Raw genomic sequence first — 16107 nt, forward strand, 5'->3', positions numbered from 1 at the left:
TTACAAAAGCTTAACATTCGTTTAAAACGAATTTAATACGTTTCCATTATTCTATAACTCGTGGGACAAAAATTAATGAAAAAAGTAGGGGGAAATCAAAAGATGAAGAAAAACAAATGGTTTGCACTCGCAAGTGTAACAAGCGCTGTATTAGCATTTACAACTGCTTGTGGCGGTGGCGCTCAACAAGGCGGCGAAAATGGTGGAGAAGCATCAAGTGGTAACGTTGTTGTTGATGGATCATCGACAGTTTACCCAATTTTAGAAGCAGCCGCTGAAGCGTATGCGGGTGAAAAACCAGATGTACAAGTATCTGTTGGTTTGTCCGGAACAGGTGGCGGATTTGAAAAGTTTACAAAAGGGGAAACAGACTTTTCAACCGCTTCTCGTCCAATTAAAGATGAAGAAAAGAAAGCTGCTGAACAAAACGGCATTCAATTTGAAGAGTTCAAAATTGCATTCGATGGACTTTCTATTTTAGTGCATAAAGATAACGACTGGGTCGATTATTTAACAGTCGATGAGCTAAAGAAAATTTTCACATCAGGTGCAGTAAGCGGTGATGACAAAGTAAAATGGTCAGACATTCGCCCAGAGTGGCCAAATGAAGAAATTAAATTGTTCTCGCCAGGACATGACTCTGGTACATTTGATTATTTCGATGAAGTCATTTTAGATGGACAACCGTTAAACAAAACAGCGCAATTATCTGAAGATGATAACGTCCTTGTTCAAGGAATTTCGGGCGACAAAAACGCTCTCGGTTACTTCGGATTTGCGTATTACATCGAAAATAAAGATAAATTAAAAGCTGTACCAATTGATAATGGAAACGGTCCGGTTGAACCAACGCATGAAACGATCCAAAGTGGCGAATATGCACCACTTTCTCGCCCGTTATTTGTCTATGCGAATACAAAATCATTAAAAGAAAAATCTCAGGTATATGATTTTGCGAAATTCTTATTAGAAAACGGTGCAGAATTTGCTGAAGAAGTTGGTTACGTAGCGCTTCCAGAAGAACAATATCAAGAGCAACTGAAAAGGCTTGAAGGATTGAGATAACAAAACGTAAAAATGAGAAGCGACAACATCGTTGCTTCTCATCTTGTCATGAAATTGGAAAGGGGTTTTCATATTATGGCGATGACAGATGGGAATCGTTCATATTCTGTCCGTGAAATGATTAAAGAAAATAAGAAAAAACAAAGCGGACAACAGTTTGTTGAATGGTTAATGCCAAAATTGTTACTATTGACAGCAACAATTTCTATTTTAACGACAATCGGTATTTTACTTACATTGTTATTTGAAACGTTTATTTTCTTTGAACGAGTGTCTATTGTTGAATTTTTAACGAGCAAAGAATGGCTTCCGTGGGATGAAAAAACGGGCTCGTTTGGTATTGCACCACTTGTTACAGGAACGCTGTTAACAACAGCGATTGCGATGATTGTTGCGATTCCAATCGGTTTAGCTTCAGCGATTTACTTGAGTGAGTATGCGTCTGAAAAAACAAGAAAAGTATTAAAACCGACATTAGAAGTGTTGGCGGGAATTCCAACGATTGTGTACGGATTTTTCGCATTAACGTTCGTCACACCTCTTTTACAAAAGATCATTCCAGATCTCGGGATTTTTAACGCGTTAAGCCCAGGAATTGTCATGGGAATTATGATTATTCCAATGGTTGCTTCTTTATCTGAAGATGCAATGAGTTCCGTACCAAACTCCATTCGTGAAGGAGCGCTCGCTCTCGGATCAACAAAGTTAGAAGTGGCGTTAAAAGTCGTCCTTCCTGCAGCGACGTCAGGTATTGCGGCATCGTTTATGCTGGCAATTTCTCGTGCTGTCGGTGAGACGATGATTGTAGCAGTAGCGGGTGGTTCGTCTCCAGTCTTTACGTTTGATGTGACAAAATCGATTCAAACGTTAACAGCATACATTGTTCAAGTGACAACGGGAGATGCTGGATATGGAACAACAGTTTATTACAGCATTTATGCGGTCGGGATGACGTTATTCGTGTTCACATTAGCCATGAACTTACTCGCGCAATACATTTCTCGTCGCTTTAGGGAGGAGTATTAATCATGGAAAAATTAATTGATAAACAACGTGTCGTTCAACATATGAACGGTCGCCTGTTGCGCAACAACGTGTTAAAATTTTTATTTTTTCTAGCTACGTTATTTGGATTAATTGTTCTCGTCGTCCTTCTATATCGGATATTCACTCAAGCAATTGGCTGGCTAAATATCGACTTTTTAAATAGCTTTCCATCTCGTCGGCCAGAGAACGCAGGAATTAAAGCAGGATTGGTCGGCTCATTATGGCTTATGGTCATCGTTGCGCCTGTTTCGCTCATTCTTGGAGTCGGAACAGCGATTTATTTAGAGGAATATGCGAAAAAAAATCGCTTTACAGATTTTATTCAAACGAACATTTCGAACTTAGCTGGTGTTCCATCTATCGTATTCGGTTTGCTCGGTTTGACGATTTTCGTTCGTGAACTTAATTTAGGTCGTAGCATTATGGCTGCAGGATTAACGATGAGCTTGCTCGTTTTACCTGTCATCGTCGTTGCGGCACAAGAGGCGATTCGCGCCGTGCCAAATCAATTACGGGAAGCATCGTATGGTATGGGAGCAACAAAATGGCAAACGATTTATCGCATCGTTCTCCCAGCTGCGATTCCTGGTATTTTGACAGGCAGCATTTTAGCTTTATCCCGTGCAATCGGTGAAACAGCACCGCTTGTCGTTTTAGGTATTCCGACGTTTTTAGCTTATTTGCCACGTGGTATTTTTGATACATTTACTGTTATGCCGATGCAAATTTACAACTGGACGTCACGCCCACAAGCTGACTTTCAACATGTAGCAGCAGCGGGAATTGTCGTGTTGCTCGTTGTGTTAATCTTTATGAACTCGATTGCTATTTTCATTCGCAACAAGTTTCAAAAACGTTATTAATTGCGCGTTGAAAGGGGAACTTATTAATGGAATTAACAGTTGTGAAAGAACGTAAAAATAAACAGTCTGAAGAACAAAGAGAAAGAAATGTTGTGTATCGGACAAAAAACTTAAACTTATGGTACGGCGAACATCATGCGTTAAAAAATATTGACTTAGATATTTATGAAAATGAAGTAACAGCAATTATCGGTCCGTCAGGTTGTGGAAAATCGACATATATTAAAACGTTAAACCGAATGATTGAACTTGTACCGAATGTACGTACATCTGGAGAAATTACGTATCGCGGTCGCAATATTTTTGATAAATCGTATCGTGTGGAAGAATTGCGTACACAAGTCGGCATGGTATTCCAAAAGCCGAATCCGTTCCCGAAATCGATTTATGACAACGTTGCATACGGCCCGCGCATTCACGGCATTCGCGACAAGAAAATTTTAGATGAAATCGTTGAAAAAAGTTTGCGCGGTGCAGCGATTTGGGACGAAGTAAAGGATCGCTTGCATACGAACGCATACGGATTATCGGGCGGACAACAACAACGTTTATGTATTGCGCGCTGTTTAGCGATTGAACCAGATGTCATTTTAATGGATGAACCAACATCTGCGCTTGACCCAATTTCTACATTAAAAGTAGAAGAACTTGTACAGGAGTTAAAGAAAAATTACAGCATTATTATCGTTACACATAACATGCAACAAGCTGCTCGTATTTCTGATAAAACAGCCTTTTTCTTAAACGGTGAAGTGATCGAGTATAGCGATACAGATAAGTTATTCTCCAATCCAGACGATAAACGAACAGAAGATTACATTACAGGTCGATTCGGATAAAAAATCGTGCGGGTACGCTCGCACGATTTTTTCAAAATGATAAAAAGGGGGAGTGAATATGGCTGTACGTGAAAAATTTGATTACGATTTACAAACGTTGCGCGACCAATTATTGCAGCTCGGAAGTCTTGCAGAAATCGCGTTAACTCAATCATTTGAAGCGTTAAAAACAAAAAATAACGATTTAGCATTACAAGTGCTTGAAAATGATGCAAAAATAGATTTGCTTGACGAAGAGATTAACGACTTTGCCATTTTATTAATTGCGAAGCAACAACCGGTCGCAATTGATTTACGCCGAATTATTGTCGCAATTAAAATCGCAACAGATGTCGAGCGCATGGCGGACTTTGCAGTCAATATTGCAAAATCAGCCATTCGAATCGGTGAACAGCCGTTTGTCATCTCATTAAATAAGTTAGAAAAAATGCATGAAATTGCTGTAAATATGCTTTCATTAACATTAAAGGCATATTATGAAGAAGATGTCGTTGCGGCTAAAAAAGTGGCCGATATGGACGATGAGGTCGATCGTCTATATGGCGAAACAATTCGGGAATTGCTTGAGCGAACAAAAGCTTATCCAGATGCGATGTCGCAAATTACGCAACTATCATTTACGGCTCGCTACATTGAACGCATTGCAGATCACGCGACAAACATCGCTGAGAACGTATTTTATTTAGTAAAGGGAAAACATTACGATTTAAACGACTAAATAAAAAGGATGCCCGGTTGCGGACATCCTTATTTTGTTATTTTTCGAGCAATTTGTTCATAGGACATGTCGCTTGTTACGACGTATGTGCCGGGGCGTACAGCGCGCGTCAATTGATGTGTATCGAGATATGTTAAAAATGATTGCGCGTCATCAATAATATGCGCTTGTTCAAGTCGATTGGCAATGTCACGGCTTGCTTCCCCTTTTGCGATTGTCAACGTATAAATGTACGTTTCTTTTTGAGATGGTGTTGTTTTTTCTTTTTTTAGTTTTTCTAGCGCGTCAGCAAGTTGATTTCGTTCTGCAACGAGCTGTTCATATTGTTGCTGGCTGATGGCATCATTTTGTTTTTGTTTATCATTTGTATAATGAACGATCGCTAGTATGGTTGTAGCAAATAATATTCCAGCCGCAAATGCACGTGTTGTTCTTCTCATCGTTCATTCCTCGCGATCATGATATTCACTTCATCTATCGGCATGTTGAGCTTATGGGCAATTTGCTCTTTCGTCCATCCTTGTTTATGTAGACTCCATATTTGTTCCTCTTTTGAAAATGGCTCCATTCCAACAAGTAATTCTTCTTCAACCGCTTTCACGCGCTTTTTTATTTCATATAATTGTTGCATCGTAGATAACGTCAGCTGTTCTATTTGTTCTTCTACTTCTTTCACGCGGTCTTTTTGAAAGAAAGAAAGAAGCAATAATATAACTGCAAAAGAAACGAGCCCAATAAATGTATATTCGATCATGTTTATCACCCCATTTTATTATACATAGGAATGTAGCTGTCATACATCATTTTCATGGAAAATCGACAATTTTCATATATTTGTCCGCATGTAACTGTCGATTTACCAAAGCTAGATGAACCAACGCTGACGATTTATTCCCAAGCGACAAATGCTCAAAAAGCGAAGGAATATACGAAATACTATATAAAGAAAATTCGGCAATATCAAAACGTATAAAATTCATATGGAAATTGTTTAAGAAAAATGATATCATGGAAAGGTGTGATTACAATACTTTTGTTTGGAGGGAAAGAACGATGCGTGTAAATATTACGTTAGCATGCACAGAATGCGGCGAACGCAACTATATTTCAACAAAAAACAAGCGCAATAATCCAGAGCGTCTTGAATTGAAAAAATATTGCCCACGTGACAAAAAAGCAACACTTCATCGTGAAACAAAGTAAGCAGTAGGAACTTTTTTCCTGCTGCTTACTTTTTTATGAAGAGGGGGAAGGATAATGGATAAGAAACAATTGCGCCAACAAATGAAACAACTCATCTTACATATGCCAACAGAAGAACGCAAGAAAAAGGAAAACGTGATTCACGACATATTATTTCAACAACATTGTTGGCAAAAGGCACATGTAATCGGTATTACGATGTCGCGACAAATTGAAGTGGATACGATCGCTATTATTGAGCGGGCATGGCAAGAAGGGAAAGGAGTCGCAATCCCGAGGTGCGACGTAGCAACGGGGCAAATGACGTTTCGAGAGATTCGTTCTTTTCAACAAACGGAACGCTCTTTTTTTGACTTATATGAACCAATTGTTGAAGAAACGAAAGAAGTACAAAAACATGAAATGGAATTGTTATTTGTACCTGGACTCGCTTTTGATCGCCACGGTTATCGTCTTGGCTACGGTGGGGGATACTATGATCGTTATTTGGGCGATTTTCCGAACGATACAATTTCTCTGGCATATGATTGTCAAATCGTTTCTATGTTGCCGACTGAACAACACGATATCCCTGTCCAAATGATCATCACGAATGAAGGAATCGTTGTTTGTGAAAGCGAATAACAAAACAGTATAAACGCTTTCATGTCATACAGGAGAAAAAATTAACAAAATGTTAATAATTCATGCATTATAAGCTTTGTGAAACAGTGTACAATGTAAGTATGAAACAGATAAACAATGCACATATTGTAAAATGATATATACGAAAGGTGGAAGAAAAATGCCAAATAAAGTGAATCGTGTTGTTTTAGTTGGAACAGGTTTTGTTGGTTCAAGTTATGCTTTTGCCCTTTTAAACCAAGGAGTGACAGAAGAACTTGTTCTCATTGATATTAATAAAGAAAAATCAGAAGGAGATGCGATGGACTTAAACCATGGGATGCCATTTGCTCCATCGCCAACAAAAATTTGGTTTGGCAATTACGAAGATTGCAAAGATGCAGATCTTGTTGTGTTAACGGCAGGGGCAAATCAAAAACCAGGGGAAACACGATTAGATTTAGTGGAAAAAAACACAAAAATCTTTAAAAATATTATTGATCAAGTGATGGCAAGCGGATTCAATGGCATTTTCCTTGTTGCGACAAATCCGGTTGACATTTTAACATATGCGACATGGAAGTTTTCAGGGTTACCAAAGGAGCGTGTCATCGGTTCAGGTACAATTTTAGACACAGCGCGCTTCCGTTATTTGTTAGGTGAATATTTTCATGTCGATGCACGTAACGTACATGCTTATATTATTGGTGAACATGGCGATACAGAGTTACCTGTTTGGAGTCATGCATTTATTGGTTGCCGCCCAATTGCTGATATGATGAAGGAAAAGCAACAATATAAACAAGAAGATTTAGATGAAATTTTCGTTAACGTGCGCGATGCGGCATATCAAATTATCGAACGAAAAGGGGCAACATATTACGGCATAGCTATGGGCCTTGTTCGTTTAACAAAAGCCATTTTGCAAAACGAAAATAGCGTCCTGACTGTATCGGCTTATTTAGAAGGACAATATGGTCAAAACGATATTTATATTGGCGTACCAGCAATCGTAAACCGAAACGGTATTCGTGAAGTTGTTGAATTGCAGTTGAATGAGGAAGAAAAAGAAAAATTTACTCATTCTGCAACGGTGTTAAAAGATGTGATGAAACGCGTTGGCTTACAATAGGTTGTCTCATTCCGAGGCAACCTTTTTATAATTATCGCAAGAAAAGGGAACGGTAAAAATAAGGGGTGATTATATTGAATGGAAAAACATTGATTGTTACCTTAGTGGTTGGGCTTATTCTTTATCGATTTCGTTATCGGCTATTAAACGAAGTATTGAAACGAGAAGCGATTCAAAAGCGAGCGGTGCAATGGGGAATGTCTATTCCGTTTATTCGCCATCGTCTTGTGCCGACATTGTTTTTACAAAAGCACAAATAGTTGCGCTTTGTAAAAGAGTGTGGTAAAAGAAGGGTATGATAGTGAAGGGAGAGGAAAGGTTGAGCATTCGCTTTGATTTTGTATATTGGCAAATGATGTTTCAACTTTTGCAAGCGAACTATGAAATCGTTTATTTATCGCCTGATGAACGAGAAGTTTGGCTACAGTCCACGCGCATGCGAAAAGCACCGCTTATTCGTCTCGTCCGCGCTGATATTGATTGGAGCATCTCGCTAAAAAATAATATGCAACAGGCGCTAATTGCTATTGATGAATGGCGGAGGCGGCAATTTCGTCGTCAACTTGAAGTTGTCAACATCTATGTGATGATGTATCCACCAGTTGACGATTGGGAACTGTACGTTCATCATTCGCTAACAACGGAACGAGTACATATGCAAACATTTGTTATGCACGCAAACAATATGCATTCGATTCTCCATGAACTAAGTACATCGTTTCAACAACCATTAAAAGTATATGTACCTGACGATTCCCCCATTTTACAACATGAATTACAAACATTTAAGCAGCACGTTTTATCGTTTGCTGAGCGAGTGTATGAAAACGAACGGCGCATATTTGAGCGCGGTAAGGCGAGATGGACATACGTATTTATTGCTTTGCAAGTCATCATGTTTTTCATTTTAGAATGGAATGGCGGAAGTACAAATACGTTGACGCTCATTCAATACGGTGCGAAATTTAACCCGCTTATTTTACAAGGAGAATGGTGGCGTTTTTTTACACCAATCGTTTTACATATTGGTTTTTTACATTTGTTAATGAATACGTTTGCATTATATTACTTAGGGCCATTAGTTGAAAAATTGTACGGTTCTTTTCGCTTTTTATTGATTTATATTTTTGCCGGTTTTGCAGGATCACTTGCTAGTTTTTTATTTTCACCGTCTGTATCCGCTGGGGCGTCCGGGGCAATTTTCGGATGTTTCGGTGCCTTGCTGTATTTTGGTAAAGTGCATCCACACTTATTTTTTCGGACGATTGGAATGAATGTGTTAACAGTTATCGGGATCAATTTGGCGTTTGGATTCGTTGTCCCAAATATCGATAATGCTGGCCATATTGGCGGTTTAATAGGCGGATTTTTAGCAGCAAGTGTTGTTCATCTCCCGAGAGAGCGTCGTCGTCCTGGACAATGGTTTGCGGCTTTATTGACGGCGGTCGTGACGGTCGTCTGTTTATATATCGGTTTTCAACGAACGCCAGCCGATCAAGCTCAGCTCGTTCTTGCGCTGTCCAAACAATACATTGATGAGCAGAAATATGAAGAGGCAGAGCATATGTTAGCGACGATTAGTGAACAAGATGCCCGAGCCGATCAAGCGGATTTTTTACGTGCGTATATTCGCATTCAACAAAAAGATTACGATGCAGCGAAACGATATTTATATGATGCACTTGAAAAAAACGATCGCTTTCATGAAGCGCTTTACTATTTAGCGTTATTGTATGCGGAAGAAAAAAATTACGAACAAGCAAAACAAGCGGTGAAACGTGCGTTACAGCTCAATCCAAACGATGAACAATATAAACGGTTACTGCGCGAGCTCGAGCAGTTGCTTTAATATGACGAGCTCTCCATCTGCTGTTTCAGTAACGACAAATAACTTGCTGTAATGTTTGTGAATTAAAATAAGTGGAACGGTGCTGCCGATTGGTGATTCAATGGAACCGTTCTGTTTTTTTATGCCTAAAAAATAGTTTTTGTATAACCCTTCCCATAAATTCCCGATCATCACTTCCGTTTGCTTTGTTGTTAAATCCATAAATGGCTGTTCATTATATTGAACAAGCTCCGTTAAATATAAATGATAATAATCATCTTTTGGCAATATATCGCCCATTTGTTTTGCCGGTTTATTTACAATCGTTTCTGTTTGTTTATTTAATGTGTTTGCCCATCTTTTTTGCTCGCTAGTTGTCGCCTTGCGAAACGATTGAAATGATGTGAAAGACGAGTCGATAACGTACAATACATCCCCGCTCATTTTTTGACTGCTTCGAATATCATTGCCGTTATGCAACTCTCCTTGATGATAAGAAATGGCTTGAAATAATCGACTTCCTATTTGCTCAACATGTTGTTTTTGAGTAAGGCTTTTTCCGTTTTCTTTCCATTTTGATTGCATAGAAATAAGTCGCCCGTTAGCAAATAGCAAAGAAATATCTTGTCGTAAGTAAGCGGTTCGATCAAGCGATGAGGTAACGATCCAGTCGACGACATAGCGTGTTTCTTTCTTTTTTGGTTGCAACAATAATTTCGTTTGAGTATCTGTAAAGCGAACGGTTGGATCAATAGGAAAAAACATAATCGTCTCACGGGCTGGTTTCCCAAACATTTGGACGATGACGACAAATGCAAATAGCCATATGAATAGCAATAATAGACGTTTCATTTCATTCCCCCGGTCAAGCTTACATTTGTAAAAATGTATGTGCATATGACAGGAAATATGTATGAATACATTTACATGTGTCAAAGATGAATGGTAATGAATGTAAGGTAGGTGATTGGAGTGGAACGAGTATCTTCACGTCTTTCAGAAAACGTTTCATATATGAAGGAAAAGCTTGGAGTAGGGAAAAGTTTTGACGTCATTTACTTAGACGTGCATTATGCTGGAAAAGACATGGCGTTATTTATGATTGACGGATTTGTGAAAGATGACATTCTTCATTATTTAATGAAATTATTATCTGAGCTACCAAATGGCACATTAGATGAACAACCGTTAGATAAATTATTAAAAACGCATCTTCCGTATGTAGAGTTGGATCAAACAGATGATTTCGAACGGGTAATTGATGGTGTGTTGGCAGGGCCGACCGCTTTGTTCGTTGACGGAATGGCAAAAGCGATTTTAATTGATGCACGCACATATCCTGTGCGCGGGCCTCAAGAGCCAGATATGGAGCGTGTTGTTCGAGGTGCACGCGATGGATATGTGGAAACGATTGTATTTAACACAGCGCTCACAAGACGGCGCGTGCGAGATCGTTCATTACGAATGGAATATATGCAAATTGGTCGCCGTTCAAAAACGGATGTCTGTGTTTGTTATATTGAAGATATTGCGAATTCACACATTGTGGAAGAAGTGAAACAGTCATTAGCCAAAATTGATACAGACGGCTTGCCAATGGGGGAAAAAACGGTAGAAGAATTTATTTCAGGCAGGCACTTCAACCCATATCCTGTCGTTCGTTATACAGAAAGGCCAGATACGGCTGCAGCTCATTTATATGAAGGACATGTTCTCATTTTTGTCGATGGGTCTCCGAGCGTGTTAATTACACCTGCAACATTTTGGCATCATCTGCAGCATGCAGAAGAATATAGAAATAAACCAATTGTTGGTGCATATTTGCGCTTTGTTCGGTTTCTTGCGGTATGGCTATCGATTTTTTTATTACCGCTTTGGTATATGTGGATGAAAACACCAGAGCTCGTGCCACATGCATTATCGTTTGTCGCAAAATCAACGGAAGGGAATGTTCCGTTGTTTGGACAAATTTTACTGATCGAATTTGGATTAGATATGTTGCGGATGGCAGCTATTCACACCCCATCTGCCTTAGCGACAGCGCTTGGACTTGTTGCAGCATTGATGATTGGTGGAATTGCGGTTGAGGTTGGCTTATTTTCTAACGAAGTCATTTTATATTTTGCGATGGCGACGATCGGGACGTTTGCGACACCGAGTTATGAGCTAGGACTAGCCAATCGGCTCGTTCGCCTCGCTTTGCTCGTTGTTACAGCATTATTTGGTGTCATTGGCTACGTTGTTGGTATTACTGCATGGTTAGTTATGCTTGCTCGCATGCAATCGTTTGGCGTCCCATATTTATGGCCGTTTATTCCATTTTCATATCGCGGGATGCGCGATGTGCTCATCCGTTCCCCAATTCCGTTAAAAAATCGACGACCGACTGTCTTGCATCCGAAAGATCCGGATCGATAAAATGTGAAAAATATAGCAAAGTCATTGTTCAGTTCTTGACGCCCTTTTGTTTTCTTTATACATTTAGAATATGAAGATTGAAAACGCTTATACACGATAGGTGAAGAAAATGAAATCTGTATATGATGTACAACAGTTATTAAAAAAATATGGAACGATTATTTACGTCGGTGACCGTCTCGCTGATTTAGAATTGATGGAAGACGAACTGAAAGAATTATTTCAAGCGCAGCTCATTGACGTAAAAGATTATCAAATGGCGCTTCTTATTTTGCGTCATGAAGCGCAAATCGAACGAGAAAAAAGAGAAAGAGGGATGAAAGAACAATGGAACAATGGTTAGTCGGTGTAGATTTAGGCGGAACGACAGTCAAATTAGCATTTGTGAACATGTATGGGGAAATCATTTGTAAATGGGAGATTCCAACGGATAAATCCGAACAAGGGAAACATATTACAACACACATTGCAAAAGCGATTGATGAAAAGTTACGTGAATTAGATGAATCAAAAGAACGGTTGATCGGCATTGGCATCGGTGCACCAGGACCGGTCAATATGGCGACAGGGGACATTTATGAAGCTGTCAATTTAGGATGGAAAAACTACCCTTTAAAAGATCGGTTAGAAATGGAAACAGGACTTCCTGTCGTCGTCGATAACGATGCGAATATTGCAGCGATCGGAGAAATGTGGAAAGGGGCAGGCGATGGCGCAAAAAATTTAATCCTTGTTACGCTGGGCACAGGTGTTGGTGGCGGTGTGATTGTAAACGGCCAAATCGTGCACGGAACAAACGGCGCTGGTGGTGAAATTGGTCATATCACATCCATTCCAGAAGGAGGGGCTCCTTGTAATTGTGGCAAAACAGGATGTTTAGAGACGATTGCTTCAGCAACAGGTATTGCACGTATCGCGACAGAGCGCTTGCAACAAACCGATGAGCCAAGCCGGTTGCGCGACGTATGGAAACAAACAGGAGTCGTTACTGCGAAAGATGTGTTTGATGCCGCGAAAGAAAACGATGCATTAGCGCTACAAATTGTTGATGAAGTGACGTTTCATCTCGGTTTAGCACTCGCTCATTTAGCGAACGGTTTAAATCCAGAGAAAATTGTCATCGGTGGCGGTGTATCGAAAGCAGGGGATATGTTAGCGCAAGCGGTTGCTCGTCATTTCAGACGCTTTGCGTTCCCGCGCGTCGCTGAAGCTGCTGACATTGTCATTGCAACGCTTGGAAACGATGCCGGTGTGATCGGTGGCGCATGGCTAGTCAAAACAAATATGTTGTAAAAACAGACGAAGCGCTCGTCTGTTTTTTTTGTCCAAAATTTGTCGAAAAAAAACGTCTTGCATTTTCATAAGAAAAGGTGTAAAACAGTCCTATGTGGATGTGCGACTTGTCTATTATACCGTTTATAGTTTAAGATAACAGTTGCTTTTTTGTTAAGAAAGTATTAATATTGTTCTTGGTTAAGATAAAAAAATGTAAAAAAAACGGATGTACCTCATACAGCATAGAATGAGTATCGGATGTGTAGTGGATTAAAGGAGGGAGAGCATATGAAAAACTACCGTTTTGTTCTTTTGACGGTATTGCTTTTATGGTTGAAAACGTATTTAGTCTATAAAAATAGTTTCGATATAAAAATTGAGTCATGGAAGCAGGAGTTCATTTTATTTATTAGTCCATTAAGCTTCCTGTTATTTATTTTTGGGCTTGCATTATTTATGAGCGAAAAACGACGGAATCGCTATATTGTCATCACGAGTTTCATCGTTTCATTTGTTTTATATGCGAACGTCATGTTTTATCGCTTTTTTAGTGACTTTATTACCATTCCTGTGCTGTTTCAAACGAACAACATGGGCGATTTAGGAAATAGTGTTTTTGAGTTAATGAATATTTCTGATATTTTCTTTTTCCTTGACGTTGTTCTACTTGCTTGGATCGCGTATAAAAAAGTGTCTATTGCGCAATATGTGCCAGCGACAAAACGTTTTCGTCGCACATATTTTATTGCGACCGCAGCGATTGCTTTATTTAACTTAGGATTGGCGGAAACAGAGCGCCCAGAGTTGTTAACGCGCACGTTTGACCGGGAAATGTTGATTAAAAATTTAGGTATATACAACTATCATGTGTACGATATCATTTTACAGTCGCGTTCTAAAGCGCAACGTGCATTAGCGGATAGCAACGAATTAGTGGATATTCAAAACTACATTAATGCAAACGAAAAAGCACCGAACAAAGAATTGTTTGGCATCGCAAAAGGGCGCAACGTCATCGTTATTTCGATGGAGTCGCTCCAAAGCTTTGTCATTAACAATACGGTAAACGGTCAAGAAATTACGCCGTTTTTAAACGACTTTATTAAACAAAGCTATTACTTTGACAACTTCTATCATCAAACAGGACAAGGAAAAACATCTGATGCGGAGTTTTTAATTGAAAATTCGTTATATCCACTTGGTCGTGGTGCTGTCTTTTTCACGCATGCGACAAATGAGTATAACGCAACGCCAGAAATATTGAAAAACTACGGATACTATTCAGCTGTATTCCATGCAAATAACAAAAGTTTTTGGAATCGTGACGTCATGTATCAATCGATGAAGTATGATCGCTTCTTCTCGATGACAGATTATAACATTACGGAAGAAAATTCAGTTGGTTGGGGTTTAAAAGACATTCCGTTTTTTGAACAATCTGTGCAACATTTAAAAACATTGCCACAACCATTTTATGCAAAGTTTATTACGTTGACGAACCACTTCCCATTTGAGTTAGGGGAAGAAGATAAAATGGTTCCGGAGTACACATCAAATAGCCGGACGCTAAATCGTTATTTCCCAACGGTTCGATATATGGATGAGGCGTTAAAAGTGTTTATTGAGCAGTTGAAAAAAGAAGGGCTATATGAAAACTCCATCATCATTATGTATGGGGACCATTACGGTATTTCTGAAAATCATAATAAAGCGATGGCTCAATATTTAGGAAAGGACGAAATTACACCGTTTGATCACATTCAATTGCAACGTGTTCCGTTAATCATTCATATTCCTGGTGTGACGGATAAACATCCGAAAGTGATTTCGAAAGTATCTGGACAAATTGATGTGAAGCCGACATTGCTTCATTTGCTTGGCATTAATACACGCAATCAAATTCATTTTGGTGAAGACTTATTCGCGAAAGATAAGCTTGACTTTGTTGTTCTTCGTGATGGTAGCTTTGTAACGAAAGATTATGTATATACGAAAAATGCATGTTACGATAAGAAAACCGGAACAGAAGTCGATGCGTCTCATTGTGAACCGTATATGGAAAAGGCGCGTCAAGAGCTTGATTACTCTGATAAAATTGTATATGGTGACTTGTTGCGCTTCTACAATAAGAAGCAGGAAAATAAACAATAAGCTAGCTCTGATGATAGGGCTAGCTTTTTTGTTTTACGTTTGATACATATGGACAAATTCATGTTTCATACAATGAAGCAAGGGGGAGAGAAAGATGTACGATTTTTCGACATTCATGCATGATATTGATCAATTGCGGGATCATTCCATTGTTCGTATACAGGAGATTGGACGAAGTGTGTTAAACAAGCCGATTATTGAATTGCAAATTGGTGAAGGGAAAACACATGTGCATATGAATGCGTCATTTCATGCGAATGAATGGATTACTTCAGCAGTCGTAATGGCGTTCGTGCGCGACTATGTGCAAGCGATAGAGGAAAGCCAACATCTTTGTGGGTATGATGTGCAACTGCTGTATAAAAAAACGACACTATCGGTTGTGCCAATGGTCAATCCAGATGGGGTTGACCTTGTGTTGCACGGGAGGAAAGCAGCACAACATTACGCAGATGAAGTGTTGCGCATAAACGAAGGAAGCGATGATTTTTCGCAATGGAAAGCAAATATTCACGGGGTGGATTTAAATAATCAATTTCCCGCAAAATGGGAGGTAGAAAAGGAAAGGAAAATCCCAAAAAAACCAGCCCCACGTGATTTTCCAGGATTTTCTCCATTAACAGAACCAGAAGTGCAGGCGATGGCAAAGCTGACAACGGAACGAAATTTTTTTAAAGTGCTGGCTTTTCATACGCAAGGAAAAGAAATTTATTGGGGATATGAACAATGTGAGCCACCTGAAGCGGAAGAGGAAGTGAATGAATTTGCGAAATGGAGTGGTTATACACCTATTCGCTACATTGATAGTCATGCAGGATATCGCGATTGGTTTATTCTCAATTGGAAACGATGTGGTTACACAATTGAACTTGGCGAAGGGGTAAATCCGCTTCCGTTTTCTCAGTTTCCTTCCATTTACAACGACAGCATCGGCATTTTTATGACTGCCCTTGCTCGCACGTAAA

General features: G+C 39.4%; 18 protein-coding genes and 1 pseudogene. 16 read left to right on the forward strand and 3 right to left on the reverse strand.

Annotated features, from left to right (window positions below):
- Positions 1-102: 102 nt before the first annotated feature.
- The 5 genes from ABEV15_RS01210 to phoU all read left to right on the forward strand — a co-directional run bounded on the left by ABEV15_RS01210 (position 103) and on the right by phoU (position 4532).
- Positions 103-1065, forward strand: coding sequence for a PstS family phosphate ABC transporter substrate-binding protein (locus ABEV15_RS01210; RefSeq protein ID WP_498852153.1), 963 nt, complete (start codon positions 103-105; stop codon positions 1063-1065).
- 75 nt (positions 1066-1140) lie between these two features.
- Positions 1141-2091, forward strand: a complete 951-nt coding sequence (gene pstC, locus ABEV15_RS01215) for a phosphate ABC transporter permease subunit PstC (protein ID WP_498852154.1) — start codon at positions 1141-1143, stop codon at positions 2089-2091.
- Between the two features lie 2 nt (positions 2092-2093).
- Positions 2094-2975, forward strand: a complete 882-nt coding sequence (gene pstA / locus ABEV15_RS01220; RefSeq protein WP_498852155.1) for a phosphate ABC transporter permease PstA — start codon at positions 2094-2096, stop codon at positions 2973-2975.
- A 26-nt stretch (positions 2976-3001) separates the two neighbouring features.
- Entirely contained in the window at positions 3002-3814 is an 813-nt protein-coding gene (gene pstB / locus ABEV15_RS01225; protein WP_192948257.1) for a phosphate ABC transporter ATP-binding protein PstB, read from the forward strand.
- Between the two features lie 58 nt (positions 3815-3872).
- The gene (gene phoU / locus ABEV15_RS01230; RefSeq protein ID WP_004889514.1) at positions 3873-4532 is read left to right on the forward strand and encodes a phosphate signaling complex protein PhoU; all 660 of its coding nucleotides are present in this window, start codon (positions 3873-3875) and stop codon (positions 4530-4532) included.
- 29 nt (positions 4533-4561) lie between these two features.
- Here the strand turns inward: phoU and ABEV15_RS01235 are convergent, their stop codons facing one another.
- Together ABEV15_RS01235 and ABEV15_RS01240 are read right to left on the reverse strand one after the other, a co-directional pair.
- A complete protein-coding gene (locus ABEV15_RS01235; protein WP_429630751.1) occupies positions 4562-4972 on the reverse strand; it encodes an endolytic transglycosylase MltG in 411 nt (136 codons plus the stop codon).
- Complete coding sequence (locus ABEV15_RS01240; RefSeq protein ID WP_498852156.1) at positions 4969-5286, reverse strand: hypothetical protein; 318 nt, start codon at positions 5284-5286, stop codon at positions 4969-4971. The genes ABEV15_RS01235 and ABEV15_RS01240 overlap by 4 nt, the downstream gene beginning before the upstream one ends.
- Positions 5287-5340: 54 nt before the next feature.
- Here ABEV15_RS01240 and ABEV15_RS01245 point away from each other — a divergent pair, with 54 nt between their 5' ends.
- From ABEV15_RS01245 to ABEV15_RS01270, 6 genes are all read left to right on the forward strand, one after another.
- Positions 5341-5505, forward strand: a complete 165-nt coding sequence (locus ABEV15_RS01245; RefSeq protein WP_498852157.1) for a hypothetical protein — start codon at positions 5341-5343, stop codon at positions 5503-5505.
- An 80-nt stretch (positions 5506-5585) separates the two neighbouring features.
- Complete coding sequence (rpmG, locus tag ABEV15_RS01250; RefSeq protein ID WP_429634048.1) at positions 5586-5735, forward strand: 50S ribosomal protein L33; 150 nt, start codon at positions 5586-5588, stop codon at positions 5733-5735.
- 54 nt (positions 5736-5789) lie between these two features.
- On the forward strand, positions 5790-6359 hold the full coding sequence (locus ABEV15_RS01255) for a 5-formyltetrahydrofolate cyclo-ligase (RefSeq protein WP_498852158.1): 570 nt from the start codon (positions 5790-5792) through the stop codon (positions 6357-6359).
- A 160-nt stretch (positions 6360-6519) separates the two neighbouring features.
- Positions 6520-7470, forward strand: coding sequence for an L-lactate dehydrogenase (locus ABEV15_RS01260; protein WP_498852159.1), 951 nt, complete (start codon positions 6520-6522; stop codon positions 7468-7470).
- A 65-nt stretch (positions 7471-7535) separates the two neighbouring features.
- Entirely contained in the window at positions 7536-7730 is a 195-nt protein-coding gene (yqgO, locus tag ABEV15_RS01265) for a protein YqgO (protein ID WP_498852160.1), read from the forward strand.
- A gap of 35 nt (positions 7731-7765) precedes the next feature.
- The gene (locus ABEV15_RS01270) at positions 7766-9319 is read left to right on the forward strand and encodes a rhomboid family intramembrane serine protease (protein ID WP_498852161.1); all 1554 of its coding nucleotides are present in this window, start codon (positions 7766-7768) and stop codon (positions 9317-9319) included.
- Here ABEV15_RS01270 and ABEV15_RS01275 read toward each other — a convergent pair.
- On the reverse strand, positions 9290-10150 hold the full coding sequence (locus tag ABEV15_RS01275) for a hypothetical protein (RefSeq protein WP_429634058.1): 861 nt from the start codon (positions 10148-10150) through the stop codon (positions 9290-9292). The two genes, ABEV15_RS01270 and ABEV15_RS01275, sit on opposite strands and share 30 nt — an antisense overlap.
- A 162-nt stretch (positions 10151-10312) precedes the next feature.
- On the opposite strand from ABEV15_RS01275, the gene ABEV15_RS01280 reads away from it, so the two are divergent.
- The 5 genes and pseudogenes from ABEV15_RS01280 (at position 10313) to ABEV15_RS01300 (ending at position 16106) form a co-directional block, all read left to right on the forward strand.
- On the forward strand, positions 10313-11716 hold the full coding sequence (locus tag ABEV15_RS01280; RefSeq protein WP_498852168.1) for a spore germination protein: 1404 nt from the start codon (positions 10313-10315) through the stop codon (positions 11714-11716).
- A gap of 109 nt (positions 11717-11825) precedes the next feature.
- Positions 11826-12059, forward strand: a complete 234-nt coding sequence (locus ABEV15_RS01285; protein WP_429637364.1) for a YqgQ family protein — start codon at positions 11826-11828, stop codon at positions 12057-12059.
- Entirely contained in the window at positions 12044-13009 is a 966-nt protein-coding gene (locus tag ABEV15_RS01290; RefSeq protein ID WP_498852162.1) for an ROK family glucokinase, read from the forward strand. The genes ABEV15_RS01285 and ABEV15_RS01290 overlap by 16 nt, the downstream gene beginning before the upstream one ends.
- A 270-nt stretch (positions 13010-13279) precedes the next feature.
- Positions 13280-15142 carry an LTA synthase family protein gene (locus ABEV15_RS01295; protein WP_498852163.1) on the forward strand — a complete coding sequence of 621 codons (1863 nt, stop codon included), beginning with the start codon at positions 13280-13282 and terminating at the stop codon, positions 15140-15142.
- Positions 15143-15190: 48 nt separating this feature from the next.
- Positions 15191-16106 (forward strand): annotated as a pseudogene (locus ABEV15_RS01300) (M14 family metallopeptidase).
- Position 16107: the final 1 nt, after the last annotated feature.

The sequence above is a fragment of the Bhargavaea massiliensis genome (assembly GCF_050480245.1).
Classification (GTDB): domain Bacteria; phylum Bacillota; class Bacilli; order Bacillales; family Anoxybacillaceae; genus Anoxybacillus.

Bases quoted from the DNA above. Each gene is read 5' to 3' on its own strand.
- ABEV15_RS01210 (WP_498852153.1), top strand. From the start codon at position 103: ATGAAGAAAAACAAATGGTTTGCACTCGCAAGTGTAACAAGCGCTGTA.
- pstC (WP_498852154.1), top strand. From the start codon at position 1,141: ATGGCGATGACAGATGGGAATCGTTCATATTCTGTCCGTGAAATGATT.
- pstA (WP_498852155.1), top strand. From the start codon at position 2,094: ATGGAAAAATTAATTGATAAACAACGTGTCGTTCAACATATGAACGGT.
- pstB (WP_192948257.1), top strand. From the start codon at position 3,002: ATGGAATTAACAGTTGTGAAAGAACGTAAAAATAAACAGTCTGAAGAA.
- phoU (WP_004889514.1), top strand. From the start codon at position 3,873: ATGGCTGTACGTGAAAAATTTGATTACGATTTACAAACGTTGCGCGAC.
- ABEV15_RS01235 (WP_429630751.1), bottom strand. From the start codon at position 4,972: ATGAGAAGAACAACACGTGCATTTGCGGCTGGAATATTATTTGCTACA.
- ABEV15_RS01240 (WP_498852156.1), bottom strand. From the start codon at position 5,286: ATGATCGAATATACATTTATTGGGCTCGTTTCTTTTGCAGTTATATTA.
- ABEV15_RS01245 (WP_498852157.1), top strand. From the start codon at position 5,341: ATGGAAAATCGACAATTTTCATATATTTGTCCGCATGTAACTGTCGAT.
- rpmG (WP_429634048.1), top strand. From the start codon at position 5,586: ATGCGTGTAAATATTACGTTAGCATGCACAGAATGCGGCGAACGCAAC.
- ABEV15_RS01255 (WP_498852158.1), top strand. From the start codon at position 5,790: ATGGATAAGAAACAATTGCGCCAACAAATGAAACAACTCATCTTACAT.
- ABEV15_RS01260 (WP_498852159.1), top strand. From the start codon at position 6,520: ATGCCAAATAAAGTGAATCGTGTTGTTTTAGTTGGAACAGGTTTTGTT.
- ABEV15_RS01270 (WP_498852161.1), top strand. From the start codon at position 7,766: ATGATAGTGAAGGGAGAGGAAAGGTTGAGCATTCGCTTTGATTTTGTA.
- ABEV15_RS01275 (WP_429634058.1), bottom strand. From the start codon at position 10,150: ATGAAACGTCTATTATTGCTATTCATATGGCTATTTGCATTTGTCGTC.
- ABEV15_RS01280 (WP_498852168.1), top strand. From the start codon at position 10,313: ATGAAGGAAAAGCTTGGAGTAGGGAAAAGTTTTGACGTCATTTACTTA.
- ABEV15_RS01285 (WP_429637364.1), top strand. From the start codon at position 11,826: ATGAAATCTGTATATGATGTACAACAGTTATTAAAAAAATATGGAACG.
- ABEV15_RS01290 (WP_498852162.1), top strand. From the start codon at position 12,044: ATGGAACAATGGTTAGTCGGTGTAGATTTAGGCGGAACGACAGTCAAA.
- ABEV15_RS01295 (WP_498852163.1), top strand. From the start codon at position 13,280: ATGAAAAACTACCGTTTTGTTCTTTTGACGGTATTGCTTTTATGGTTG.